Raw genomic sequence first — 25,680 nt, forward strand, 5'->3', positions numbered from 1 at the left:
GCCCCCACCTGCACCGCCTCGTAGCCCCGTTCCCGATCGAAGCGTCCCCCCGCCAGTGAGAGCTATGTGGGGGGACGCTTCGATCACGCAGTTTCACCCCACCGCCTCGGCACGGGCCAGGACATTTTGATAACCGTTGGGCATGAACGCGGGTCTTGGCCGCCAGGCCGGTCCCACCGGCACGATGACCATATCGGTCACCGATCTGGAGGACTTCCTGTGTCAGAGCGCTCTGTTTCCCGCGCCCACCTGCTCCGAGCCGCCGGCCTCGGCGTTGCCGGCGCCACCATCTCGGCGGCGGCCACCGGCAGCCCCGCGACCGCGGCGCCCGACCGCCATGAACATCCGAACGTCCGGCTCATCCGCGCGTACTACGAGGCGTATGGTGCCGGCGACCTCACCGCGCTGCGCCGTTTCCTTGCGCCGAATGTCCGGTGGACGATTCCCGGCCCTCACCCACTGGCCGGCGTCAAGGTCCGCGTCGCGGAGGTCCTGGCACCCTTCGCTCAGCTCGCCCGCGCCGGCTTCCGCTCAGGTGAACACGGCGTTGCGTGCCCGCACCGACTACGACAGGATCACCGCGTGACGATAGGAGATCACCTATGACAAGCTCTCCTCGACATCGACGGGTCCCCATCATCGCCGCCTCGACCGTTTCGGTGCTGGCCCTTGCGCTCGGGCTGCTGGCCCCGTCCGCCGCGGCGGAGCCCACGCACAAAGCGAGGTCGGCGCCGGCGCCGGAAGCCGGGTTGCACGAACTGCGCATGGATGATCCGTCGATCGACTGGCGGGAGATCGTGGTCGACGGCGACGATGTCGAGCGCCGACCGGCCGGCGCGGCGTACAACGTCTTTGGTGGGTTCGGTTCGGTCTCGTGCAACAACACGTCGAACCTGCTGCTGGACTACAAGGAGGAGAACCCGCGCGCCTACTGGAAGATCATGCGGTTGCTCTTCGACCCGGTCGACGGCGCGGGGCTCACGCACATCAAGGTCGAGCTGGGCTCGGACAGCAACAGCTCGTCCGGAGCCGAGCCGGCGACGAAGCGCAGCGCCGACGAGCCCGCGAACGTGTTGCGCGGCGCCGGTTTCCACTTCATCGCTGACGCGCTGAGGATCAACCCCGACATCGAGGTCGAGGCGCTGCGCTGGGGCGAGCCTTCGTGGACCGGTAACGACTGGACCAAGCGGTACCAGTGGTACAAGGAGACGATCGACGCCGCCCACGACGTGTTCGGCGTCGAGTTCGACTGGATCAGCCCGGCGCAGAACGAGGTCCGGCAGGCCACCTACCAGGCGTCCGAACTCAACTGGACGGTTCAGTTCGCCAAGTGGCTCCAGCGTGACGCCGCTGCGCCGGACGCACGCTACGACTACTCGCGGATCAAGATCGTCGCGCTCGACTCCTACCGGGACGGCAACAACGTCGCCGGGCGAATCCTCGCCAACCCGGAAGCACTGGCGCACATCGACGCCCTCGGCTTCCACTACGACATCGTGGGTGGCCCGAATGTCACCCGGCTGAACAAGGAGTACGGACTGCCGATCCTGTACTCCGAGGGTGTCGCCCCGATGATCGACCCGCAGTACCGCCTCGCCGCCGATCCGGCCAGGGGTGGCGTCGGGGGCACCGTGTCCGCCGCCGACATCGCCGACCGCTTCATCAACGCCTATCGGTGGAGCGGGGCGGGAAACGACCCGGCGCACATGACGACGTTCCTCTTCCAGCCCGCCGTCAGCGCCATGTACGAAGGCACCCAGTACTCCCCCAAGCACCTCATCCGCGCGTCCGACCCATGGTCCGGGTACTGGGAGGGCGACGTCGGACTCGTCACCGTGCGTCACTTCCACCAGTTCATCGGCCGTGGCTGGGAGTACATCGAAAGCGCCACCGGTGGCGACGGCACCAAGGGCGACGGCGGCACCAACGTCGACACCTCCACCCGTACCGTCCTGACGGCGCGTACGCCTGCCGGCCGCAAGGGCGCTGCGCAGTGGACTCAGGTGCACGCCAACAACACCCGGACCGACCGGTACTTCGAGGTCAAGGTGGCGGACCTCGGCAGGCGAGGTCGTCCGCTGCACGTCTGGCAGACGCGCGGCCCGGACGCTGGCGAGTCGTACGACGCCAACTACTTCCAGAACATCGGCTACCACGCGCCGGTGCGCACGGAGGTGATCGGCGGCGTCGAACACGACGTGTACCGCGTGCGGGTGCCGGCGTACTCCATCATCACCCTGTCGACGCTGCCGCGGGGCGTTCACGGCACCACGGCGGCATACCGGCCGGGCGACTTCGCACCGCGGGCGCGGGACGAGATCCTCACCTTGCCCTACCGCGACAACTTCGAGTACGACGACTACCCGACCACCGTGGTCGGCGGCCGTCGGATGAGCTACCTCGAGCGCCGCGCCGGCACCCCCCGCTACACGGCCGACCAGGACGGCGCGTTCGAGGTGGTCGCCTCCGGCGACCGCCGTCATCGCCACGTGTTGCAGCAGCAGAACCACGCCGACAACCGGGGCTACCTGTGGAACGTGTGGGGCGACGGCCGGCAGAACGTGCCGTCGACGGCCGCGCCGTCGACGGTGCTCGGCGACCACCGGTGGGCCGACTACACCGCGACGATCGACTTCCGGCTCGACCTCGTCGACCGGGACACGACGCTGGCGAACTTCGCCGGCCTCGGCGTGCGGCAGGTCTACGCCCGCGGCGGCGACCAGGCCACCTACGCCGCCCGCGTCCATGAGGACGGCCGCTGGGAGTTGCGCAAACTCGACACCGTCGTCGCCTCGGGCACCGTGGCCACGTTCGACGCCCGAGCGTGGCACACGCTCTCCGTCGAGGCTCGCGGGAACGTCATCACCGCGACGCTCGACGGTGACCGGCTCACCTCGTACGTCGACACCTCGGTCAACCCGGTGCTGGCCGGGCGGGTGGCACTGGTGAGCGGGTACTACAACACCCGGTACGACAACCTCGCGGTCACGCCGATCAAGGGCCATGCCTGGAAGTCGGAAAAGCTCGATGACGCCGACGCCCGCATCGCCTACCCTGACGGGTTCTCCTTCCACCAGGTCGGGTTCGCGCACTTCAACCGCACCCAGCATGGGCTGGCGGCCGGGCAGTCGCTGGCGCTCGATTTCACCGGCACCGGGCTGAACCTGTTCGGGGCCACCGGCCCGGCCACCCTCGAGGTACGCATCGACAACCAGGCGCCCCGAACTGAGCAGGTCGGGAGCGTCGGCACGAGGCAGACCTCGTACTGGCTGCGCGGCCTGCCGCAACGCCACCACAGAATCACGGTACGCGTCCTCAGCGGGACCTTCACGCTTGACGGCATAGACGTCGTGGGTCGCGGAGCACGCGTGCGCTAGGACCTACGTCGAGTCGGCGGCGGTGCTTGAGCCGGCGTGACCGCTCGACGTCGGAGGTCGAGATATGGCGAGGTCTCCGGTGGATGGTTCAGCGAGCAGCAGAACCTGACACCGGAGACCTCGCCGGCTGTGTTGATCAGACAGCCCGGCGCGCGAAGCGTTGGTTGGAGCTGCCGGTGTAGGTCCACTGGGAGATCCGGGCTCCGTCGGCGCTGGATGCCTCCCACACGTCCATGGCCAGGCCGGACTGCCGGTTGGTGAGACTGACCGTGCCGTCTGCGTGGTCGACGATGCGCCACTGCTGACTGGCGGAGGTGCTGGTGGGCTGCTGGGTGATGGTGGCGCCGGTGCTGTCACTGGCTGCCTGGAGCAGCAGGCCGCTGTGCCGGGCCCTGATCCGGACGTGGCCGTCGCCGGCGTCGACGAACTCGAACTGCTGGTTGGTCCCGCTGCCGACGGTCCACTGAATGAGACGCGCTCCGGGTGCGGTGGATCGCGCGTCGATGTCGAACGCCTTGCCGCTGTGCTGGGCCACCAGGTTGTAGTAGCTCGTACCCGGATTGCCGCCACCTGCGACGAATTCCCAGCGGGTGCCGGAGCCGCCCGCGTCGGCGGGCAGACGGTCACGGGCGGCGGTGTCGTCGTCCATGGTTCAGCGCGCCCAGTCGACAGCGGTGTTGGGGAATCGCCTGTCGCTCCAGAAGCTGGTGTGGCTGCCGCCGACGAAGGTGAGGAATGCCTTGGGCGCGGGCATCTGCGAGTACGCCTGCCGGGCGGACGAGTACTGCGTGGTCGAGTCCCGGTCGCCGTGGACGAACAGGACCTTTGCCCTGACCGAGCTGGCGGGGCTGCCCATGTCGACACAGGACTGCGGGTTGGCGGAGATGATCCGGCTGTCGGGCCAGGAGGTGAGCAGGCCGTGGGTGATCATGAAGTTGTAGACGGGGAAGACCCCATCGGCGACGGGGGCGTTGGTGACGGGGTTGCCGCCGGGGGTGCCGGTGGCCGGGTAGTAGACGTAGGTGGTCAGTGTGCGGCTGCCCCGCCGCCAGTCGTAGCGGCGCACGCCCACGGCGAACGGGGTGGTCGGCGCCGTTCCCAGAGGGTTGACGGGAGCGGTGTGTCCCTGCCCGGAACCGAGCAGGGACACGCCCGCGCCCGCCGCTGCGGCAGCGCTGAGCCGGAGAAGGGTTCGTCGTTGCATCGGCACGTGCCTCCTTACGTGATGTGGTGATGGTTCATGCAGGTCGGCCGTTCCCCGACGGACGGTGGCGGGGAGTCAACACGCCGGAACCGTAGGTGGTGAAGATCCATTGGATGCGACACCTCTGTAACGTTTCAAGTCAGCTGCGCCGAAACGCCATGGCGGATCTCGATGCAAAAAACCCCGTCACCGCCCCGGCTGGCGGATGCCGCTGCCCACACCTCTGGCCTTGCCGGGCACCCGTCGATCAGGCGTATCACACAGTTTGTCCTGCATGCGCCACCCCTTCAATCGACGACTGTCAACATTTGTGCGTTTGCCCGCTGCTTCTACCCACGACCAACGTCGCTGACCGGACCGCTGCCCTGGGCGCGGCGGTCCGGCGTACTCCGGGCGGGTGTCCCGGCTCCTGTTTCCGCCCTCACGCCCCTGGCGCCGGTCTAGCCTCTGGTCCAGGGGTATCGGACGTGAACGGAAGGGCCGGCATGGAGGACTATCCGGCCATCGAGGACCACGGTCTCATCGGTGACCTGCAGACCGCGGCCCTGATCACCCGCAACGGCACCATCGACTGGTTCTGCGCTCCACGGTTCGACTCGCCGAGCATTTTCGGCGCCCTGTTGGACCGGACCCGCGGCGGTTACTTCTCCCTGGTGCCGGACGCCGTGCAGTACGTGAGCAAGCAGCTCTACCTGCCCGACACGCCGATTCTGATCACCCGCTTCATCAGCGCCGACGGAGTCGGTGAGATCGTCGACTTCATGCCGGTCACCGGCGAGCGGGCGACCGACCGGCACCGCCTGGTGCGAACCATCAACATGGTCCGGGGCGACATGCGCTTCCGCACCGCCTGCCGCCCCCGGTTCAACTACGGCCGCGAGCAGCACGAACTCCACATCCAGCCCGAGGGGGCCGTCTTCCGCGCGCCGTCGGCCACTCTCACCCTGCATCTGTCGCACCCCGACGGGCGGCTGATCCCGGTCGAGAACCTGGAGAACCGCAACGGGGACCTGGTCGCCTCGACCACCATGCACGAGGGCGACACCGGCGCGATCATTATGGAGACGGCCGCGCCGGACGGCCCGCGGGGCGTCCCGTACGCCGAGGTACAGGCGCTGTTCGAACAGACGCGGGACTACTGGCGCCAGTGGCTCGACCGCTCCCGGTACACGGGGCGGTGGCGGGAGATGGTCGAGCGGTCCGCGATGACGTTGAAGCTCATGACGTACGCGCCGACCGGCGCGATGATCGCCGCACCCACCGCCTCACTCCCCGAGGAGTTGGGTGGCACCCGCAACTGGGACTACCGCTACACCTGGATCCGCGACACGTCCTTCTCGGTGCGGGCCCTGCTCGGGCTGGGCTTCACCGAGGAGGCCGCCCGGTACACGAACTGGCTCGACGAGCGCATCCGGGAGGCCGGCAACAACGCCGTGCCCCTGAAGATCATGTATCGGGTGGACGGCTCGTCCGACCTGCACGAGGAGATCCTCCCCCATCTGGAGGGGTACCGCGGGTCGGGCCCGGTCCGGATCGGCAACGGCGCGGCCGACCAGCTCCAGCTCGACATCCACGGCGAGGCCCTGGACGCCATGCTCCTCGCCGACGAGCAGGGCATCCGCGCCTCCCACCAGGTGTGGCGGAGCACCGTCCGGTTGGTCGACTGGCTCTGCGACAACTGGGACCAGCCCGACGCGGGCATCTGGGAGAGCCGCAGCCACCCCCGCGACTACACCTTCGGGCGGCTCATGTCGTGGGTGGCGTTCGACCGGGCGATCCGTCTCGCCGACCGCCACGGCCGCCCCGGCGACGTCAGCCGCTGGGTCCACCACCGCGACGCCACCTACAACCAAATCATGGCCAGGGGCTACGACTGGAACCGCCGATCCTTCGTCCAGGCATACGGCGAGAGCGTCCTCGACGCCTCGCTGCTCATCATGCCGTCAGTCGGGTTCGTCACGCCGAACGACCCGCTGTGGCAGTCGACCCTACGCGCCATCGACAAGGACCTCGTCTCCGACAGCCTGGTCCACCGGTACAAGCCATCGGAGGCCCCGGACGGACTGCCCGGCGACGAGGGCACCTTCAACATGTGCACCTTCTGGTACGTGGCCGCCCTCGCCTGTTCCGGGCGGCTGGAGGACGCCCGTCTCACCTTCGAGAAGATGTTCACGTTCAGCAACCACCTGCGCCTGTACGCCGAGGAAATCGCCCTCACCGGTCAGCAGATCGGCAACTTCCCGCAGGCGTTCAGCCACCTCTCCCTCATCACCACGGCCGTCACGCTCGACGAACTGCTCGACGCCGAGGGCCGACGACGGTAGGCCGGGCTGCCGGGCCTGTCGGGGCGACGCCTCAGGTGACCACCGGCCCGCGGTGGACCCACCGGGCCAGGTCCGGTTCGAAGAGTTCGTGGACGCGCCTTTCGTAGCGCCGCAGGTCGTCGGAGTCGAGCAGATCACGCCACTGGCCGCTGGTGCCCCGATGGAAGAAGCGGTGCGGCTCCCGCCACAGCGTGATCTCCGGCGCCAGCTCGTCCGCGCGGGTGCGCATCGCGTCGAAGCTCGCGGCGTTCAGCAGTTCCGGCCACCGCTGCTCAGGAACCTCGATGCCAAGGCGGGCCGCGAGCCCGCGCATCTGCCCTTGAAGATCGGCCTTCAAGTCGTCGTAGTGAAGCAACAGGACATTCGGCTCGTCCCTCGCCTGCCAGAACGTGGACAGGTGATGGCACAGCGCCGGAAGGCCGATCAACGTGTCGTCGTTGTCGATCCACGCCCAGAACCGGTCACGCGCCGACGCCGACCGCTCCGGCACCCCGGTGGGCGCCGAGGGGTCAAGATCATCGAGGCCAACGGCGGCCGCACGCATCGCCATCGCCACATCGAGATCGGCGTTCTCGCTGTGGTTGTCCCAGGAGATCGCGACGTCTCGCGGGTCCCGGGCCACGCAGATGTAGGTCACCCGGTCGTCGAAGGGCAGGCCGTCGAGGGGCGTGTGGGTCTTCATGAAGCGTCGGTGCGGCTGCGCTTCCAGATCGGCCAGCACGTCGTCGAGGCGGTGGGTCAGCGCATCGGGCCAGCGGGATATGGCATCCAGGGCACGAGGAAGTTCGGGTGTCTGGAAAATCAGCAGAGCGCAGATCATCTGCGTCCACGTCGTACCGCATTTCGGCGGTGAAGAGATCACGATGTCTCCGGCACGGAACGGAACATGGTCCCATCGCTCGGTATCCATCAATATAGTTCGATACCTCGTCACGGGTGACCGCACCGCGCACCTCGCCTCAGCACCGGAATTAATCAACAGCCAGGAATGTACCGGGGCGCTGGCTGTCAGACAACGAGCCCTCGGGACAGTACTCGAACGACGAGGTGGCCAGAGGGTATCCGTCGACCACCCGGCAGATCGTCGGGTCGGCACCCTGCGGCTCGGACGGTCACAAAGGACCCAGCACTACGTCGGGGTCGGTGCCCAGTGCCAGTGTCTCCAGAACTGTCAGCAGCTGGCGTTCCTCGTACCTGAAGTGCGATTCCATGATCGCCGCCACGCCCTCCACGTGCTGGTGCAGTTCCGGCGGCGGGGCGGCCCGGGCTACCGCCTCCTGCAGTCCGAGCAACAGGTGAGCGATCATCGAGTGGTCCTGCCGTAGGTAGTACAGCGTGTCGCGCAGCCACGGGTACTGCTCGGCGATCGCCGGAAAGAGGTGACGGTCCTCGCCCTCGTGGTGAGCCGTGAGCGCGATGCAGAACCCGTGGCAGAACAACAGCAGATCCCTGGTCGCCGGCTCAACCGGCTCGCCGGCGGCGAGGGCCTGCCGGGTCACGGTCAGTGCTTCGCGCAGTCTGTCGTGGACGCCGCGCAGCTCTCGGCTCCAGGCAACCAGCCTGGTCTTCTCGCCCTCACCCACGGGTGGAGGGCGAAGGGACAACGATCATCATCGTCGTGCATCCTTCGGTCCGGCGCCTCCATGCCTGGCACGGTCTGCCATCGGCACGCGACGCTGTGGCCCAGCCTAGCGCTGAGCCGCGATCATCGGAAGCGAGAAGGCGACGGCGGCTCAGGTTGGCGGGCAGGGTTCCGGGCGCAGGGCCCGGTCGGGTTGGTCTTCGGCGTGCCAGGCCGGGTTGAGTGCCAGCGGAAGCGGCGGCGCCTGCCACGCCCCCGCGGCTCGTTCGAGGATGGCGTAGTCCCAGCGGGTCTGCTCGGGAACCGGTTTGCCGGCGATGTGGTCGGCCACGGTGGCCAGCACACGCCGCTGTCGGAGTAGCTGGCCGTGCAGGCCGGCGACCTCGACCACGGGGATCTCGGCGTTGAGTTCCGCCGGGACCGCGATGGCGTCGTTCAACGGCAGGATCGCGATCAGCCGTACGCCTCGCACCGGGCAGAGCATCTCGTTGCGGTAGAACGGGGCCTCGTCCAACAGCGAGCGGATGAACGGCTCCTCGGGATCGTCGCGTAGGGGGGCCCCGACGCCGATCACCGCGAACATGTTCCGCAGGAACCAACCCGTGGCGACGCCCCAACCACTGCTCGCCTGCGGTGGTGGATAGTAGATCCGACCGGCTCGCAGCACATGGCTGAGCATGACCGCCGAGTCGACCGCCGGGTGCCGCATGCGTTCCAGGTAGTAGCGGACGATCAGTGCTCCCTCACTGTCTCCCACCAACGCCACCGGTCGACCGGTACCGGCGTACAGCCGCTCCACCTGCTGGGCGAGCAGTCGGGCGCTGGTGGGCACGGACTGGTGCGTGTCGGCCGGCGTGTAGGGCCGCGGGCGACCCCGCTCATCGGTGCCCCGGTACGAGAAGCGCACCACGGGCGGCTCGGCCCATCCCGGCTCGTCGCCCCGGTACCCGGAGTCGTACCCACCGAGGAAGATCACCGTGTGTCGGAGGTCCCCGAACTCCGGTAGGCGCTCGATCGGCGCGGTCGCCAACGTCGCACCACGTGCGCCGCCGGCCTCGATCTCGTCGACGAGGAACAGCGGGGCCAGGGTCAGGGCCAACACCAACGGGACCACCGGCACCCGGCTCCATCGCACCCGCTCGGGCAGCACCGCCGCGCGCACCTTGCGCTGCCACAGCAGGCCGTTGACCACGCCGGTCGCCGCGGCCGCCAGCACCGTCCACCGGTGCGGAACGGACCAGACGAGCACGGCGCCCAGCGCGAGGGTCACGAAGTTGAGCAGTGACCAGCCGACCAGGCCGGCCGACGGCAGGCCATACCACCAGCGCGGCACGATACCGCCGCGTTGCAGCCACGGCGCCAGGATCAACAGCGGCACCAGCTCCATGAACTGGTACCAGGCCAGCGACACGTCCGCCGCCACGACGGCCATCGCCGCCCACGGCAGGAGAACCAGGTGGGCCACTGCCGAGTAGACCAGGTTACGGCCGGCCAGCCGGCGATACGACGGTCTCGGCCGCTGCGCCGGCCAGGCGAGAGCGACCAGCACGGACGCGTACAGTCCGCGCAGCACGATGACACCCGGCAACAGGACGGCGAACATCGCCCAGGAGTCGTGATACACCAGCACCCAGCGCAGATCGAAGAACGTGGCGTACGGCGAGATCGCGCTGACCTGGGGTGCCAGACCGAGCGCGGAGGTGAAGTCGACCGCCAGGAGCACACCCGCCACAGCCGCTGGCGGTATCGCCGCCAGCACCAGCAGCCACAGCAGACGTACCCGCTCGGGACGCACCTTGCCCCCTCTCCGCTGCCCGGGCGGACGCGGCGAGCACTCCCCCGGTGACTGGTCCGCCACCTGACGGGCGGCGTCCTTCACCTGACGGGCGGCGCGGACCGGCACCGGGAAGCGGCCCGACAGCTCAACCCACTCCGACATGGCGCGGATGCACCCGCGCGGGTGCGCTCACGCTGCTGCCGTCCGGGCAGCCGTCAGGAAGCGCGGCATGCTGCTCGTTCGCCATCCTCGGCGGCGATTGGCGACTCGTGTCCGCCTCCTCGCTCCCACCATAGGCGACCTGAGGTCGGGTAGTCCTGGAAACCGCTCCGGCTTCGCCGCGGTGGCTGCGGGTGAAGGAGATTCCGGCCGGGGCGGTTCGGAGTCCGGGTTCGCAGCCGGGACGACTCACCTCCAGCGAGACAGACCCCTTTCGATACCTTTCGATGGTGCTCGATTGTGGGTAGGTTCAGGCTGCCTCAGTGCGCGGCCACGGGGAGCCTCGTCAGATGGCCGGTCTTGGGTGGCGCTGAGCGGACAGGGGAGGCCCTTCGGATGAAGATCGTTGCGTTGTCCTGTACGCAGAAGCGTCTCCCGTCGCTGACCGACGCGCTGCTCGAGGCGGCGATCACCGGCGTCGTCCGGGAGGTCAGTGACGCGGAGATCCAGCGGATTCGGTTGATCGACCATCGCATCGCGATGTGTGAGGGCGAGGACACCTGCCTTGATCCCGAGGTGGGCCGGTGCACGCTCGACGACGACTTCGAGCATGTCGTCGATCTGGCCGAGGGTGCGCAGGCGATGCTGCTCGCCATGCCGGTGTACGCGGGGAACGTACCCGCGGTGCTGAAGATCTTCCAGGAACGCTTGAAGAGCTTCATGAACGCCAGCCAACGCCCGTTCGGCAACCTGCTGGTGGGGACGATCGTGCATTCGCGCACGATGCTGACCGAGCCTGCACTGGGATCGTTGTTCCCGTGGTACCTGCGCCTACGGAACAAGAACGTGGCGTCGGCGTGCCTCACCCAGAACGGTCATCAGGACCTGACCCGCACCGCGGCGCTCGACCTGTGTGTGGCCGTGGGCCGGCAACTCGGCATGACGCTCGACGGCAACCGGTCGCCGGCCAACGACCGCAGGGCACTGCCGTTGGTTCAGTCACCGGCTCGTCCGCGCTGCGGTGACCCGGCCGCGTCCTCTCCTGGAGCCTGAGAAGACTCCGCGCGCCAGGTGCACCCGTCGCCCACCTGTTCGCACGACACCGTGACGTCCGGTTCCACGTAGCGGGCGGCGATGGCGGTGTTGAGTTCCTGGCAGTACGGGCACGGTGACGAGAACGTCAGGACGACGCCGGCGCGGGCGGCCCGTTTGCGGTACCGGAGGATCCCACAGTCGGCGTTGCGCAGGACGGTGCCCGAGGGCTGGGGCTCACTGGTCACTGCCGAGTCGTACAGCAACAGCTGACGCTGCAGCCGCGTCATGAAGTGATCGGTGGTGGATATCCCGGCGGGCCGTTGCGCCCGCAGTAGTTCCGCGGTGATGCGGGAGTTTGCCTGGATCCACGCAGCCAGGCCTTCCTCGCCGTGCTCTCCCAGGATGAACTCCTCTGCGGCCGCCTGGGCCTCGAAGAACCGCTGGCGCCACAGGTCGACCTTCTCGTCCGGGTCGAGGGGAGACGGTTCACTGGTCATGGTCCGCGTCCCTCCCGGTGGCACCGTCCAGCTCGGCGAAGACCTCCTGGGCGACGCGCAGCCCGTTGTTGGCGACCGGCCAGCCACCGTAGTAGGCGAGCTGAATGATGACTTCGACGATCTTCTCTCGCGACATCCCGAGGTGCAGGGCGGCACCGATGTGGCCGCGCAACTCCCAATCGGTCCGCGCCAGGGTGACCGCGGTCAGCGCGACCAGTTCGCGCTCCTCGACGCTCAGGTGCGGGCGGGTCCAGATCTCACCGAACAGGTGGTCGACGGTGATCTGCAGGAACTCCGGGTAGGAACCCGGGCGCGGTACGCGGCCGAAGACCTGCTGGAACATGGCCTCACCCCGCTCATGACGGGCAGACGGCTGATTCATCGATCAACTCCTTCGTGTTGGCCGAACAGTTGTCAACGTCCCCGACGCCACGAAGGCGACGACCAGCAGCGCGGCGCCGCTGCCGAAGGCGGCCGGAACACTCACCCGCTCGGCGATGAGCCCAACGACGACCGGTCCGACGACGGCGCCGACATCGGTGCACATCGAGAAGACGGCGACGCCACTGCCGGCCCGGCCGGCGACGACGTCACCGATCAGCGCGGCCGGTGCGGCGTTGAGCAGCGCCGATCCCGCCGCGTACACACTGAGCAGGACGACGAGCCAGGCGTACCTGTCCACGAACACCAGGCCTGTGATCGCCACCGCGGCCACACCGGTGCCGGCGATCATGGCGGACCGGCGGCCGGCCCGATCGACAACCCGGCCGGCCGGCATGATCAGCAGCGCCTGGACGACGGCGGATATCGTGAACGCCCACCCGACCCACGTCACGTCATGTCGCCACGCCACAACCACCGTGGGGACCAGCGCGCTGCGCAGCCCGAACAAGACCCATCCCTGCGCCAACGCTGCGAGGCAAGCCACCACGTAGCGTCGGTCCCGCAGTAGGACCGGTAGCCGGACCACGTCGCGGCCAGGCCCCGCGCCGGCAGTTCGGCCGGTGCGCAGCACCGCCAGTGTCAGCGCCGCGGCGGCTAGCAACAGCACGGCGTAGGCCACGAACGGCGCGGACAGGGCGATCAGAGCGAGGAGTCCGCCCAGTGCTGGTCCGCAGATCCCGCCGAGCAGGAAGCCCGCTTCGAACACGGCGCTGGCCCGGCCCCGCTGGTCGGCCGGCGCGATCGCCAGGAGTGTCGCCAGTGCGGACACCGAGAACAGCACTGAGCCGACGCCGCCGAGGCTGCGGAACACGAGCAGCTGCCCGTAGGACCCGGCGAACGCCGTCAGGACCGAGGAGACCGCACACAGCAGCAGGCCGGCGACCAGGACTCGCCGCTCCCCGAAGCGAACTCCGAGCCGGCCGCAGAACGGACTGGTGGCCAGTCGCATCAACGCGAACAGGGCGACGAGCGCTCCGATCTGGGTGGGCCCGGCCCCGAACGTCGCCGCGTACACCGGGAGCACCGGGAGCACCAGTCCCAGGCCCAGCATGACGCAGCCACCAACGACACTGAGGACGTAGACCTCGCGAGGGAGACTCTGCTGGGCGACGGCAACGGGTGGGCCGCTGCCAGGGTCGGTCGCCGTCATGTCCGATCACAGGTACCTGCGGAGGATGCCTTTCCGCCAAGAACATGATCCGTAACCGGCGGCTGGCCCGGGTCATCTCCGACTGCGGTTGGGGCGAGTTCCGTACCCAGCTCGAATACAAGGCCGCGGGTGCCGGCCGGGTCCTGGTCGGACTCGACCGCTGGTACTCGTCGTCCAAGACCTGCTCGGCGCGGGGGCGTCTGCTCGCCGCAATCTCCTTCGGCACACGCCACTGGACGTGCCCGGTCTGCCGCACCCGACACGATCGGGACGTCAGCGCGGCGACGAACATCGTTGTGGCTGGTCGAGCCGGAGCCAGGGAGAACCCTGGCGATACCTGCGGAGCTGATGGGAGACAGCAAGGGTCCTCCCTTCTGCGGTCGGCTGGGAAACAGGACCCCCGGGGTGACCCAGGCGATCCCCGCCCTTGAGGGGTGGGAAGGAAGTCAAAGGATGATGCTGAGCTTTGCGTGCTCGTACAACGTCTCGTGGTCGAGCACCACGACCCGTCTGCGGACCCGGAACGACTCGCCCTCGACGACGAGTTCGAACCGGCACTTGCCGACGTAAGCGTCAGAGCGTCCGTGCCCGAACCGGTACACGATGACATTCGCCGCCACGTCGAGGTGCGTGCCCCGGTCGGTCAGGATCTCCACGTTGCTGATCATCCGATTCGTCCGCGACCGAGGGTTCTCACACCACACCTCACCGTTGAGGAGTTGTTCGATCCGCTGGCGTAGCCGGGCAGCATCGTCGTCGATGAGCCCGAGCGCATCGGCCGTCTCGCCGCGGACGTCGGTGGCCGGCACCGAGTAGCGGATGTCGTGGGTCAGCATCTCGTCGTACCACTCGCGCAGGCGCCACTCGTCGAGCAGCCGCGCCTCACGGAAGAGGAACTGGCTCACCCGGTGCCACAACCGCACCTGGGCCGCTTCGTCGACCGTCAGCTCGGTGGTCATCGTGCTTCTGCCCCTTGCATCTCGCCCCGGTGAGCGACCTCGAGGTGACCGTCGTCGCCGTGCATCAGCCGGTCCCACTGCCGCCAGAACTCGCGGGCGGGAAGCTCGTCGGTCGTCTCCGGGACCTCCTTGTTCATACCCCGTGACAGATCCGAGTAGCGGACCGTGCGGTTGAGATAACCCCGCTGGCACGACTCGACGATCTCGATGTCGTCCGGGGTGGCGAAGCCGGCGGGGCCGAGGAACGTCAGGTAGTGACTCTTGCGCAGTTCCCGGATGTCCGGATCCTCGTCCTTGGGGGCCAGGGCGACCGAGGTGATGGCCATCTGGCCGGCGCCGACCGGGTCGATCTTGCGGATCGTGATCGCGATCGCGTCGATGATCATCAAGTTGGGGAAGATCAGCACCGCACGATTGGTGCCGGTGATCCGTTCGGCGCGTTCGGCGCCGAACCGGTCGACGAACCGTGCGGCCGTCGCCTCGATCCGCGGCCGGACCTCGGCGCCGAACATCGGCGTCCAGTAGGCCAGCGGGCGGGCCGCCGCCGGTGGCAGCTCGTTGGCTCCGTGCCCCAGTCCGAGGGCGCGGCCGAAGCCGCCTCGTCGTCGTGGTGGCACCGACCCCAGCGACTCCATGTAGCCGACGTAACGCTTGTGCAGGGCCCGGAAGTGGTAGATGTCGACGCTGTTCTCCATCATGAGCTTCCAGTTGGCCCGAGCTCCGTGCAGTTGCGCACCCTGGATCACCTCCATCCCGACCTCGGACTGGTCGTCGATCAGATCGAGGTACTCCGTCGCACCCGCCAGGTACTCGGTCAAGGTGCGCGGCTGCTCCGGATCGAAGGTGACGAACACGAAACCGCGGTAACTGTCACTGCGGTGCCGCGCCAGGCCGAAGTCCGCCTTCCGGAAGCCCGGCCCGTACCCGTCCGGGATCGGGACCCCGACCAGGTCGCCCTGGATGGAGAACGTCCAGTCGTGATACGGGCACCGGAACGATCTGGCCCGCCCGGCCGGCTGCGAGCAGATCAGCGCCCCGCGGTGGGTGCAGCTGTTCGCAAACACCCGGATCACCCCGTCGGACCCGCGCGCCATGACGACCGGGCGCCCGCCGACGTCGCGTGCCACGTAGGAGCCCGGCCCGGGCACCTCCGATTCGTGCCCGACGTACAACCAGCAGCGATCGAAGATCATGGTCGTTTCCCGTGCGGCCAGGTCGTCGTCGGTGTAGGCGCGGCGATCCACCCGGAACGAGAGGCGCTCAAAATCATCGACCACGATCGGGTCGCCGACCGGCCGCTGCGGTTCGATCGTCACTGCTCCCCCTTGCGCTGTAGCGTCTCGACCGTGCTGATGACCAGCTCGGCCGTGCGCACGGCAGAATCGCCGCACTCCGGCTGCGCAGCGCGCAGCCGGGCCCGGTAGTCCCGGGCGGGATCGAGCAGATCGGTGACAGCGTCGGCGACCGCCTGCTCGGTGACGCCGGCCGGCTCCAACGCCGTCCCGAAGCCCGCGCTACCCACGAAGTACGCCTGCACAGGCTGATCCACAGCCAGCGGGATCACCAGCATCGGGGTCGCCGCCCGGATCGACTCCGCCACGGAGTTGTATCCGCCATGGGTGATGAACACGTCGGCGCGCTCGAGCACCTCACGTTGCGGCAGATACGGGGCGCTGAGCACGTCGTCGGGCAGCGCGAGCTCCTCGCCGAGATCTCCTACCGCAGCGATCACCTGTGCACCTGTCGCCGCCGCCCCGGTGATCACCGTGCGTAGCAGGTCCGGCCGCCGGTAGAAGATCGTGCCGAAGGAGACGTACACCACCGGGCGGTCGGGGTCGATCCGATCCAGGCCCGAGAAGGCGACCTCGTCGCCGCGGGTGCCCGCCGCACCCGGCAACCCGACCAGTTGCACACCGTCGTCGGTGACCGCGTCGTCTCCGACGAGAGCAGGAATCGTCGGCATCAGATTGAGAATCGGCGAACGCGCCGAATGAGTCCGGGTCGACCACAACACCCCGTGCCTGGTCAGATAGTCGCCGACCTGCTCGTCGTACGGCCAGCGACCTCGTCGATGCTCGCTCGGGCATACTCCGCCCAGGTTGGCCCAGATCATCCCGTACGGCACGCCGGACGCCTGTGCGCCGACCATGGCCGACGCCGTGACCGGCAGCGAATCGACGAGCACGAAGTCCGGTGCCGTCGCACGGAGCGCGTCAGCTGTCTGGTCTGCCACCGGCGACGACCGGAGCATCGGGCCGATCTTCGCCGGATCGCCGCTCCACGGCGCCATCTCGACCTGCCCGATCGCGTGGACCTGCGCCTTTCCCAAGACCTGGCGACGCTGCTCGTCGAGCGCGCCACCGTCGGCGGACAACAACAGCAGTGCAACCTCACTGCCGGCATTCTGGAGCGCATTGACCACCGGAACATACGGGTTCAGGTGACCATGCTGAGTCGTGGTGAGGAGGGCGACGCGCATCAGATCTCCGATCCATCGGAAGAAGACGACCAGGCCGACCCAAGAGCTGGCCCTGGATGCACCACAGCAGCCACGACCGCGACATCCCCTGGCTGCAGAAACGAGTCGAGACGGCGACGCACGAACGGCAGAACCCCCCCGGACAGGCGAGAGCGCCCGGCAGGCGAAAGGGACCGTCGACGTCCAGGTGTGCTACGAGGCTCTACGCATTCGCCACCATCGGGGAGGGGACACATCGATCAACGTTACTCGGAACACAAAGCCTGCCGGGATGTGCAATCGATGTCAACGCCTTGCGGCTGTCAGCTACCACCACTCCGCTGGACGCAACTCCGACCGAGGGCTCAGCGTGACCTACAGCAACTGCAGATCCCTCCGGCAACCCGCAACGGGATACACGAGACATTGACCTTGCCGAGTTTTCGTCGGGTGTGTGTCGATTTCCGTGGTTGGGCGGGTGTGATCAAGGTTGTTGGATGGTGATCCGGTCGCCGTAGGCGAGGATCAGGGTGCTGAGGGCCTTGGTCAACCGTAGACCCGGCCGGTGATGCTCCCACCGCCCTTGCGGGCAAGCGCCATGACCGTCACCATCCCCGCGGGCGTGCCAGGAGCCCTCCCCGCACTGGCGCTGGCCCCGGCGGCGGTGTGGTACCGGGCGTCCTCGTCACACCCCTTCGTCGGATGAGGTGCGCCGAACGGTTCACGCTGGCGATCAAGGTGTTGTCCAGGTCCGCGGTCTACGGCGGTCACTGTCACGATGCGTGGTCCGAAGCCTGTCTTTGATCACGTTTCCATTTGTCTTGCCTGCCTACCGGGCCCGTCCAGGTTGCGGGTACGGCGGGCCTACCGGCGCGGAGCAGGACCGGTGCTGCCGCGCAGCGAGATCGGCGGGGTGAACAACAGGTGCCGGGGCTGCTCGTCGGGGGTCGCGATGCGTTCGAGGAGCAGGTCGACGGCGCGCGTGCCCATCTCGGTCGGCACGTCCGCGGCGGTCAGCGGCGGGCGGAAGTCCTCGGCCCAGTGGCGGGCCAGAACGCCGGTGATGGAAAGGTCTGCGGGCACCGCGATGCGGGCCTGTTCCAGGGCGCGTTGGATGCCCGGGAGGGCCGCTTCGTTGATGGTGACGATCGCGGTTACGTCCGGGTGTTCGTCGCGGAGCCGTCGCAGGCACTCCTCGCCTGCCGTGGCGTCGTCAGCGCAGCAGAGGTCGACTCCGGTCAGGCCACGCTGGGCGATGGCTTCGGTGAAGCCGACCAGCGCACGCTGGGCGGGACCGTAACCGGAGGCGACCAGCTCGGCGGACCGGTTGACCAGTGCGATGTGGCGGTGACCGAGGTCAGTCAGGTGATGTACGCAGCGGGCAACCAGGGTGGCGTAGTCGACGTCCACCCAGCAGGTGCCTTCCGGGTTGGCGGTGTGGCCGATGGTGACGAACGGTAGGCCGGTCTGCCGCAGGCGGGTGACACGTTCGTCTTCGAGGCGGATCTCCATGAGAATGACGCCGTCGACCCGGCGACCGCTGACGATCCGTTCGAAGGACCGGTCGTGGTCGCCACCGGAGGGAGACAGCAGCACATCGAGGTCGGCGCGGGCGGCTGCCTCGACCACGCTGGCCACGAAGCCGAGCTGCATGTCCGTCAGCCGGAGGCTGGCTGGCGGTATCACCAGCCCGAGGGTGCGGGTACGGCCCTCCTTCAGCGCGCGGGCCGCGGCGTTGGGGCGGTAGTCCAGCTCGTCGATGACGGCCTGGATGCGCCGCCGGGTCTCGTCGGAGACCGCTCGCTTGCCGCTGAGCGCGTACGAGACGGTGCTGCGCGACACGCCGGCCCGACGGGCGATCTCCCCGATGTTCATCTCACTCCTCGCCCGTCGCGTCGCTGCTGTGACGCGCGTGGTCAGTTTCGCGCACCGTCCGGCCCGGCCGTCGCTATCAGGTGTCGCGTGCAGCGAACCGATTCGACCAGCCTAGGTTTGATCGACAGCCGGTGTCAACGGGACGAGCCGAGGGCTGCGAGCCGACCTCAGCCGAGGATACTGAACCTGCCGTCGCCTCTTGACCGGGGGTTCGGTCGGACCTATGTTCTGTCGAACCGATTCGGCGAACCGATTCGATGATCAACCCAAAGCACGTAAGCCTGCTGCCTCCCCGGGGAGCAGCCTCCCGACCGAACACAGACAAGGGGACACGTCATGACATCGTTTGGCAGGAGCCAGCGAGCCCTCGGGGTGGCGCTGGCGGCCCTGGTCGCGGCCGGCGGCACCGTCGCATGTTCGTCGCGGAGCGACAGCTCGGGCGACGCGGCCGGCCGGACGTACACCATCTGGGACCCGTACCCGCAGTTCGACGACAGCTCGGACTGGGTCACGCTGCTCACCAAGTGCGGCACCGACGCCGGGGTGACCGTGACCCGGACCGGCTACGACACCACCGACCTGACGAACAAGGCGCTGCTCGCGGCGCAACAGGGCAACTCGCCCGACGTGCTCATCGTGGACAACCCGGTGGTGTCCACGCTGGCCGAGGCCGGAACCCTGACCACGACCGAGGAGACCAAGCTCGACACCTCCGTGATGGAGGCGAACCTGCTCGGCGCCGGTCAGAGCGGCGGCAAGACGTACGGCGTGCCGATCGGTGCCAACACACTCGCCCTCTACTACAACAAAAAGGTGCTGGACGCCGCCGGCGTGGACCCGACGACGGTCGAGGACTGGGCCGCGCTGAACGCCGCCCTGGCGAAGGTGACCGCCGCCGGCAAGAAGGGAATCACCTTCTCCGCCATCGGCACCGAAGAGGGCAGCTTCCAGTTCCTGCCGTGGTTCTGGGGCAGTGGCGCGCAACTGACCAAGCTGGACTCCCCCGAGGGCACCGCGGCGGTCTCCCTGTGGACCGACTGGCTCAAGAAGGGCCACGCCCCCAACTCGGTCATCAACAACACGCAGACGACGAGCTGGCAGGAGTTCGCCAGCGGCGACTTCGCCTTCGCCGAGAACGGCACCTGGCAGTTGGGCAACGCGAAGAAGCTCGGCTTCGAGTACGGCATCATCGCGATCCCGGCCAAGGCGGGTGGTCCCGCGCCCGCGCCGACCGGCGGGGAGTTCGTCACGATCCCGGTGCAGAAGAGGACCGACCGCTACACCACCTCACAGAAGCTGGTCGCCTGCCTGACCAGCAGCGACAACCTGCTGGCCACCGACACGACGCTGTCGTACATCGCACCCACCGTGACGGTGCAGGACAAGCAGGTCGCCCAGAACCCCGAACTGAAGGTGTGGGTCGAGGCGGTCAAGGCCGCCAAGGGGCGCACCGGCGACGACCTCGGCACGAAGTACCCGAAGATCTCCGAGCAGTTGTGGAAGGCCGTGCAGGCGGCGCTGAGCGGGTCGAAGACTCCGCAGGCCGCGCTGACGGAAGCGCAGTCGGCAGCCGCCGCAGCGACGAAGTAGCGCGGACGAATGGCTTCCTCGACGCACACGGCGTCCCGTGGCCTGGCGGCGCAGGAGCCCGCCCGGCCACGGGCACGCCCGTCCCGCCGGCCGGCGGGGGGCGGCACGGGACGGTGGGCAGCCTGGGCCTTCCTGCTTCCGCTGCTGGCCTACCTGCTCGCCTTCTACGCCTACCCGCTCTACCGCAACCTGGACCTCAGCCTGCGCGACTACACGGTGCGCTCGTTCGTGCAGGGCGACGCGCCCTTCATCGGCCTGGCGAACTACCGCGAGGTGGCCGACAACCCGACGTTCGTGCCGGCGCTGACGCACACGGTCGTGTTCACCACCGCCTCGCTGGTGCTCCAGTTCGGGATCGGCATGGCGCTGGCGGTCTTCTTCCACCAGCACTTCCGCCTGTCCGCCACCCTCCGGGCGCTCTTTCTCGTGCCGTGGTTGCTGCCGTTGATCGTGTCGGCGTCCACCTGGTCCTGGATGCTCAACAGCGAGGCCGGCGTGGTGAACACGTTCCTCGGGGTGCTCGGCATCGACCCGGTGAACTGGCTCACCTCGCCGGACTGGTCGCTCGCCTCCGTGATCATCGCCAACGTGTGGATCGGGATTCCGTTCAACCTGGTGCTGCTCTACAGCGGCCTGCAGGGCATACCGCAACAGATCTACGAGGCCGCCGCGCTGGACGGGACCACCGGCTGGCAACGGTTCTGGCGGCTGACGTTCCCCCTGCTGCGCCCGGTCTCCGCGATCACCCTGTTGCTCGGCCTGGTCTACACGCTCAAGGTCTTCGACATCATCTGGATCATGACCAAGGGCGGCCCGGCCGACTCCTCCACCACCCTCGCCACCTGGTCGTACCAGCTCGGCTTCGGCAGTCTGCTGCCGCAGTTCGGGCCAGGCGCCGCGGTGGGCAACCTGCTCATCGTGGCGGCGCTGGCGTTCGGGCTGGTCTACATCCGCGTACAACGTCGGCAGGGAGGTACGGCATGAAGCGGGCCACCACCTGGTGGAAGACCGGAATCGGCCTGGTGCTGACCGCCCTGATGCTGTTCCCGGTCTACTGGATGGTCAACGTCTCGTTCACCCGGGACGAGGACATGCGCAAGACCCCGCCGGACCTGTTCCCGTTCCACGGCACGGTCGAGGGGTACCGCGCGGTCGTCGACCAGCAACTGCCCCACCTCGGGACCAGCCTGCTCGTCGGGTTCGGGACGGTCGCTCTCACGCTGCTCATCGCGGCGCCGGCCGGCTACTCCCTGGCCAAGCTGCGACCCGCCGGCGGTCGCCTGCTGAGCTTCGTGCTCCTCGTCGCCCAGATGATCCCGGGCATCATCATGGCGATGGGCTTCTACGCCATCTACCTGAACCTGGGCGTGCTCAACACCCTGCCCGGGCTGATTGTCGCCGACGCGACGATCGCCGTCCCGTTCGGGGTGCTCATCTTCCAGGCGTTCATGTCCGGCATCCCCGAGGAGATCACGCAGGCGGCCACGGTCGACGGCGCCGGGCCGCTGCGGACGTTCTGGTCGGTCATCCTGCCGGTCAGTCGAAACGCCGGCATCACCGTCGCGCTCTTCGCGTTCCTCTGGGCGTGGTCGGACTTCATCTTCGCCTCCACCCTCAACGGCGGCGGCACCCTTCGGCCAATCACCCTCGGCATCTACAACTACATCGGCAACAACAATCAGCAGTGGAATGCGATCATGGCAACGGCGGTCGTGGCGTCGATTCCCGCGGCCGTGCTGCTGGTCGTCGCCCAGCGTTACATCGCGGCCGGCGTCACCACCGGTGCCGTGAAGGACTGACCCCACCGCAACCAGCGAAAGCGAGCATCAGCATGCCCGTCGCCCCACCCGGTCCCCAGTTCTCGGTACGGGAGATCCCGTTCAGCCACTGCGGATCCTGGTTCGACTTCTCCCCGGTCATCGCGGAGAGGACCTACGCGGACGACGTACACCTCGTGTCCCACCAGAACGGGCTGCACCCGGTGCTACGGCTCGTCCCGCACCTCGACGGCAGCCGGGTGGACACCAGTGTCACGGCAGTGCCGTCCCGGCTGACGTGGACCCACGACGCCGGTCGGATCGAGCTGGCCTACGAGTCCACCGACACCGTACGGGTGCGCGGCACCGGACTGGGCCTGCGCATCGTCGCCGCCGCGCCGGTGCTGACCCCGTTCTCCGGGGCGTACTTCCTGCGTGACCCGGTCGACGGCTCGTACCTGTTCACCCTCTACGAGACCGGCCGGCGCTACCGCCTCACAGTGCTCTCCGGTCCTGCCGTGGCCGTCGAGGGCGCGCAGCAGCTCGGTACCGCGCAGCGGGGTGTCGTCCTCGCCGACACGGACACCTGGGAGGTGGCGATCGAGGAGTACGACAACGCCCGGCCCCCCTACCGCCCGACGCTGGCCTTCGACCAGGTCGCCGAGACGGCCACCACCGCGTTCGCCGAGTTCGTGGCGGCGGTGGCGCCCTGGCGCACCGACCGCACGCCCGCCGCCGAGCTGGCCGCCTACGTGTTGTGGTCGGCCACCGTACGCCCCGCCGGGTTCGTCACCCGGCCGGCTGTGCTGATGTCCAAACACTGGATGGACAAGGTGTGGAGCTGGGATCACTGCTTCAACGCGCTCGCCCTGGCGTCCGGCCTCGCGGACCTGGCATGGGACCAGTTCCAGCTGCCGTTCGAGCACCAGGACACCTCCGGCGCCCTGCCGGATTCCGTCACGCACTCCGAGGTGCTGTACAACTTCGTCAAACCACCCATCCACGGCTGGGCGCTGCGCCGGCTCCGCCAGCGCATCCCCAGCCTGGCTCGGGACGAGCTGGTCGAGGCGTACCGGCGGTTGGAGTGCTGGACCCGCTTCTGGCTGACCGCTCGCCGGGTGCCCGGGCAGGCGCTGGCGCACTACCAGCACGGCAACGACAGCGGCTGGGACAACGCCACGACGTTCGACCCGGAACGGGTGGTCGAGTCCGCCGACCTGGCCGCGTTCCTCGTACTGCAGATGCGTGAGCTGGCCGACCTGGCCGGCCAGCTGGGACTGGCCGAGCAGGCCACCTCCTGGACCGAGGAGGCCGACCAGATGCGGGCGGCGCTGCTGGAGCTGTGGACCGGGCAGGAGTTCGTCATCCGGTCCGCCGGCACCCGGCGCACCTGGACCAGCGCGAGCCTGCTGGACCTGATGCCCGTCGTGCTCGGCGACGAGCTGCCCGAAGCGGTCCGACAGGCCCTGGCCGACCGGATCAAGGCACACCTGACCCCGCACGGGCTGGCCACCGAACTGCCGACCTCACCTGATTACCAGGCCGACGGATACTGGCGTGGCCCGATCTGGGCCCCCGCCACGGTCCTGATCGAGGACGGGCTGCGGCGCAGCGGCTTCACCGGACTGGCCGACGAGGTGAGCAGCCGGTTCCGGGCCCTGTGTGAACAATCCGGCTTCGCCGAGAACTTCGACGCCCTCACCGGCGCCGGGCTACGCGACCGCGCCTACACCTGGACGGCCAGCGCCTACCTCGTTCTCGCCGCCGCCTACGAACACCGGCGCCCACCGGGAGGCGGCAACACCCAACCTTTTTCAGCGGAGAAAACACCGTGAATCAGGCGTCACCAGGTGGTGCCACCACCTGGTGACCCGCCTGCGAAGTGGTCGGTAAGGGCAGTGGCACCTACCAACCCTTGAGATGGAAGGCCTCGTCCGGGCCGCCCTCGGCGAACCGGAACTGGTCGACACCATCCCCGCCGAGACCGCGCTCGGAGCCGAACCACCATCAGGCGGCGGTGCGCGAGGCGCTCGCCGGGTTGCCGCACGTACCCGTCCGGTTGGGCGTACCGGGGTCCACCGTGCTCGTCGCCGACGCCGTAGCGTAGTCGACTGCTGGCTAGAATGGTCGTCCCGCAGGTTCGGCTGGCCTGCGGGACGAGCCTTCGGGGGGGTGACGTGCGACACGGAGCATACGACCCGACCGTCCGAGGGGTCATCTTCGACCTCGACGGCGTTCTCGTCGACAGTGAGCCCAACTACTTCGCCGCCGAGCGGCGGCTGCTCGCGGACCACGGCGTCGACTTCACGGTCGAGATGAAGCGCCCGTACATCGGAATGAGCACCCGCGAGGTGATCGTCGATCTGGTACGCCGGTTCGGGCTGCCAGAGCCGGTCGACGTCCTGATCGAGCGGAAGAACGCCCACTACCTGGAGCTGGCCTCCCGAGCCACCACCGTGTACCCGCAGACCAGCCGCCTGCTGACGCTCCTGCACGAGCGGGGGTACCCGGTGGCCCTGGCATCCGGCTCGTCACCGGAGGTCATCGAGGTCGTTCTCAACGCCGCCGGGCTGCGCAAGCTGTTCAACGTGGTGGTCTCGGCAGACGCCGTACCGCGTGGCAAGCCGGCGCCGGACCTCTTCCTCGCCGCCGCGAACCAGTTGGGGGTGCCCCCCGAAGGGTGCGTGGTACTGGAGGATTCCGCGCCGGGGGTGCGAGCCGCGCTCGCCGCCGGGATGCGGTGTGTCGCCGTCCCGTACCTTCCCGACGACCCGCTGGATCCGGTGTACCGATCCGCTGATCTGCTGATCCCGTACGGGATGTCGGGATTCCGGGCCGAGGAGGTGTTCGACTGGCTCACCACGCGGGGCGGGCAGGGCGACCGGCCGCACGACGACCGACCGCAGGCTTGACGGACGTCATGTCGTCGATCTCTGGGTAAAAGGAGAACCAGACCCGCTCGACGGCTGAAATGCGCCGACCCCGGTCAGGGCTAAATCCACCGAGCCACCCGCGTGCTCCCCCGTCGCCTGTCGGCGCCATCGCGATGTCGGACAGCCGCCAGCCTGGCGACCGTCCGGAGCACTGGATGACGAGTGCAACTGTTTCCGACTCGCACTTGAACACCGACCGCACGCTTGCGGGCAGCGCCGGTCAGTCCAGCGACGACAGTACGGTACGGCGACGTCGCTGCGGCACGCCCGGTGGCCGACACTTGGGCCAACTCGCGGCGTGCCACGCCCGATGAGTACGCCCGCCGACGGCCCGTCCCGGCCCCCGGCGACCAGCGCCCCGTCGGGTCCCGGCGGGCGCGCCTTGAGCGTCCCGCACCCGCTGCGCGGTCTGTGCGTCAGGCGGATGCGGGAAAGCGCATGGGCCATTCGGATGCGACGCGCGACTCTCGACTGATACCGAGGCGGAACATATGCTCACCGCAATAGCCCATGTCGATCGCGACACCGGGATGCGGATGGTGCTGGAGGCGTTGCGGCA

At 68.6% G+C, this 25,680-nt stretch carries 20 protein-coding genes; 8 read left to right on the plus strand and 12 right to left on the minus strand.

Features of this window, described 5'->3' with window-relative positions; genetic code table 11:
• The first annotated feature begins 764 nt into the window (after positions 1-764).
• Positions 765-3,377, plus strand: coding sequence for a hypothetical protein (locus tag E1166_RS00010; RefSeq protein WP_207913828.1), 2,613 nt, complete (start codon positions 765-767; stop codon positions 3,375-3,377).
• Positions 3,378-3,513: 136 nt separating this feature from the next.
• Here E1166_RS00010 and E1166_RS30660 read toward each other — a convergent pair whose 3' ends face one another.
• Both E1166_RS30660 and E1166_RS30665 read right to left on the minus strand, forming a co-directional pair.
• The gene (locus tag E1166_RS30660) at positions 3,514-4,026 is read right to left on the minus strand and encodes an RICIN domain-containing protein (RefSeq protein ID WP_165944182.1); all 513 of its coding nucleotides are present in this window, start codon (positions 4,024-4,026) and stop codon (positions 3,514-3,516) included.
• Between the two features lie 3 nt (positions 4,027-4,029).
• Positions 4,030-4,581, minus strand: a complete 552-nt coding sequence (locus tag E1166_RS30665; RefSeq protein ID WP_165944183.1) for an alpha/beta hydrolase — start codon at positions 4,579-4,581, stop codon at positions 4,030-4,032.
• A 485-nt stretch (positions 4,582-5,066) separates the two neighbouring features.
• Between E1166_RS30665 and E1166_RS00020 the strand changes: the two genes are divergently transcribed.
• Positions 5,067-6,905 (plus strand): glycoside hydrolase family 15 protein, encoded by a 1,839-nt coding sequence (locus E1166_RS00020; RefSeq protein ID WP_132260802.1) that lies wholly within the window; start codon positions 5,067-5,069, stop codon positions 6,903-6,905.
• 31 nt (positions 6,906-6,936) lie between these two features.
• Here the strand turns inward: E1166_RS00020 and E1166_RS00025 are convergent, their stop codons facing one another.
• The 3 genes from E1166_RS00025 to E1166_RS00035 all read right to left on the minus strand — a co-directional run bounded on the left by E1166_RS00025 (position 6,937) and on the right by E1166_RS00035 (position 10,426).
• Positions 6,937-7,815, minus strand: coding sequence for a sulfotransferase domain-containing protein (locus E1166_RS00025; protein ID WP_132260803.1), 879 nt, complete (start codon positions 7,813-7,815; stop codon positions 6,937-6,939).
• Positions 7,816-8,017: 202 nt separating this feature from the next.
• Positions 8,018-8,488: a hemerythrin domain-containing protein gene (locus E1166_RS00030; protein ID WP_132334539.1), complete on the minus strand. Its 471-nt coding sequence runs from the start codon at positions 8,486-8,488 to the stop codon at positions 8,018-8,020.
• A gap of 150 nt (positions 8,489-8,638) precedes the next feature.
• Complete coding sequence (locus E1166_RS00035) at positions 8,639-10,426, minus strand: hypothetical protein (protein ID WP_243710037.1); 1,788 nt, start codon at positions 10,424-10,426, stop codon at positions 8,639-8,641.
• A 393-nt stretch (positions 10,427-10,819) separates the two neighbouring features.
• On the opposite strand from E1166_RS00035, the gene E1166_RS00040 reads away from it, so the two are divergent.
• Positions 10,820-11,476 carry an NAD(P)H-dependent oxidoreductase gene (locus tag E1166_RS00040; protein WP_132334540.1) on the plus strand — a complete coding sequence of 219 codons (657 nt, stop codon included), beginning with the start codon at positions 10,820-10,822 and terminating at the stop codon, positions 11,474-11,476.
• Here E1166_RS00040 and E1166_RS00045 read toward each other — a convergent pair.
• The 7 genes from E1166_RS00045 to E1166_RS00080 all read right to left on the minus strand — a co-directional run bounded on the left by E1166_RS00045 (position 11,419) and on the right by E1166_RS00080 (position 18,841).
• Positions 11,419-11,955, minus strand: a complete 537-nt coding sequence (locus E1166_RS00045) for a hypothetical protein (RefSeq protein WP_132334541.1) — start codon at positions 11,953-11,955, stop codon at positions 11,419-11,421. The genes E1166_RS00040 and E1166_RS00045 overlap by 58 nt on opposite strands.
• Positions 11,945-12,337 (minus strand): carboxymuconolactone decarboxylase family protein, encoded by a 393-nt coding sequence (locus E1166_RS00050; RefSeq protein WP_132334542.1) that lies wholly within the window; start codon positions 12,335-12,337, stop codon positions 11,945-11,947. The genes E1166_RS00045 and E1166_RS00050 overlap by 11 nt, the downstream gene beginning before the upstream one ends.
• A gap of 3 nt (positions 12,338-12,340) precedes the next feature.
• The gene (locus tag E1166_RS00055; protein WP_132334544.1) at positions 12,341-13,549 is read right to left on the minus strand and encodes an MFS transporter; all 1,209 of its coding nucleotides are present in this window, start codon (positions 13,547-13,549) and stop codon (positions 12,341-12,343) included.
• Between the two features lie 446 nt (positions 13,550-13,995).
• A complete protein-coding gene (locus E1166_RS00065) occupies positions 13,996-14,508 on the minus strand; it encodes an aromatic-ring-hydroxylating dioxygenase subunit beta (RefSeq protein ID WP_132334548.1) in 513 nt (170 codons plus the stop codon).
• Positions 14,505-15,824 carry an aromatic ring-hydroxylating dioxygenase subunit alpha gene (locus E1166_RS00070; protein WP_243710038.1) on the minus strand — a complete coding sequence of 440 codons (1,320 nt, stop codon included), beginning with the start codon at positions 15,822-15,824 and terminating at the stop codon, positions 14,505-14,507. Before E1166_RS00070 ends, E1166_RS00065 begins: the two co-directional genes overlap by 4 nt.
• The gene (locus E1166_RS00075) at positions 15,821-16,987 is read right to left on the minus strand and encodes a glycosyltransferase (protein ID WP_132334552.1); all 1,167 of its coding nucleotides are present in this window, start codon (positions 16,985-16,987) and stop codon (positions 15,821-15,823) included. The genes E1166_RS00070 and E1166_RS00075 overlap by 4 nt, the downstream gene beginning before the upstream one ends.
• A gap of 843 nt (positions 16,988-17,830) precedes the next feature.
• On the minus strand, positions 17,831-18,841 hold the full coding sequence (locus tag E1166_RS00080; protein ID WP_132334554.1) for a LacI family DNA-binding transcriptional regulator: 1,011 nt from the start codon (positions 18,839-18,841) through the stop codon (positions 17,831-17,833).
• Positions 18,842-19,177: 336 nt separating this feature from the next.
• Here E1166_RS00080 and E1166_RS00085 point away from each other — a divergent pair, with 336 nt between their 5' ends.
• The 5 genes from E1166_RS00085 (at position 19,178) to E1166_RS00105 (ending at position 25,100) form a co-directional block, all read left to right on the plus strand.
• Complete coding sequence (locus tag E1166_RS00085) at positions 19,178-20,431, plus strand: extracellular solute-binding protein (RefSeq protein WP_132334556.1); 1,254 nt, start codon at positions 19,178-19,180, stop codon at positions 20,429-20,431.
• Between the two features lie 9 nt (positions 20,432-20,440).
• Positions 20,441-21,415 (plus strand): sugar ABC transporter permease, encoded by a 975-nt coding sequence (locus E1166_RS00090; protein WP_132334558.1) that lies wholly within the window; start codon positions 20,441-20,443, stop codon positions 21,413-21,415.
• Positions 21,412-22,230: a carbohydrate ABC transporter permease gene (locus E1166_RS00095; RefSeq protein WP_132334560.1), complete on the plus strand. Its 819-nt coding sequence runs from the start codon at positions 21,412-21,414 to the stop codon at positions 22,228-22,230. Before E1166_RS00090 ends, E1166_RS00095 begins: the two co-directional genes overlap by 4 nt.
• Positions 22,231-22,262: 32 nt before the next feature.
• Positions 22,263-24,023, plus strand: coding sequence for a trehalase family glycosidase (locus E1166_RS00100; protein WP_132334562.1), 1,761 nt, complete (start codon positions 22,263-22,265; stop codon positions 24,021-24,023).
• Positions 24,024-24,365: 342 nt separating this feature from the next.
• The gene (locus E1166_RS00105) at positions 24,366-25,100 is read left to right on the plus strand and encodes an HAD family phosphatase (RefSeq protein ID WP_207913834.1); all 735 of its coding nucleotides are present in this window, start codon (positions 24,366-24,368) and stop codon (positions 25,098-25,100) included.
• The last annotated feature ends 580 nt before the right edge of the window (positions 25,101-25,680 follow it).

The sequence above is a fragment of the Micromonospora sp. KC213 genome (genome assembly GCF_004348325.1).
Taxonomy (GTDB): domain Bacteria; phylum Actinomycetota; class Actinomycetes; order Mycobacteriales; family Micromonosporaceae; genus Micromonospora.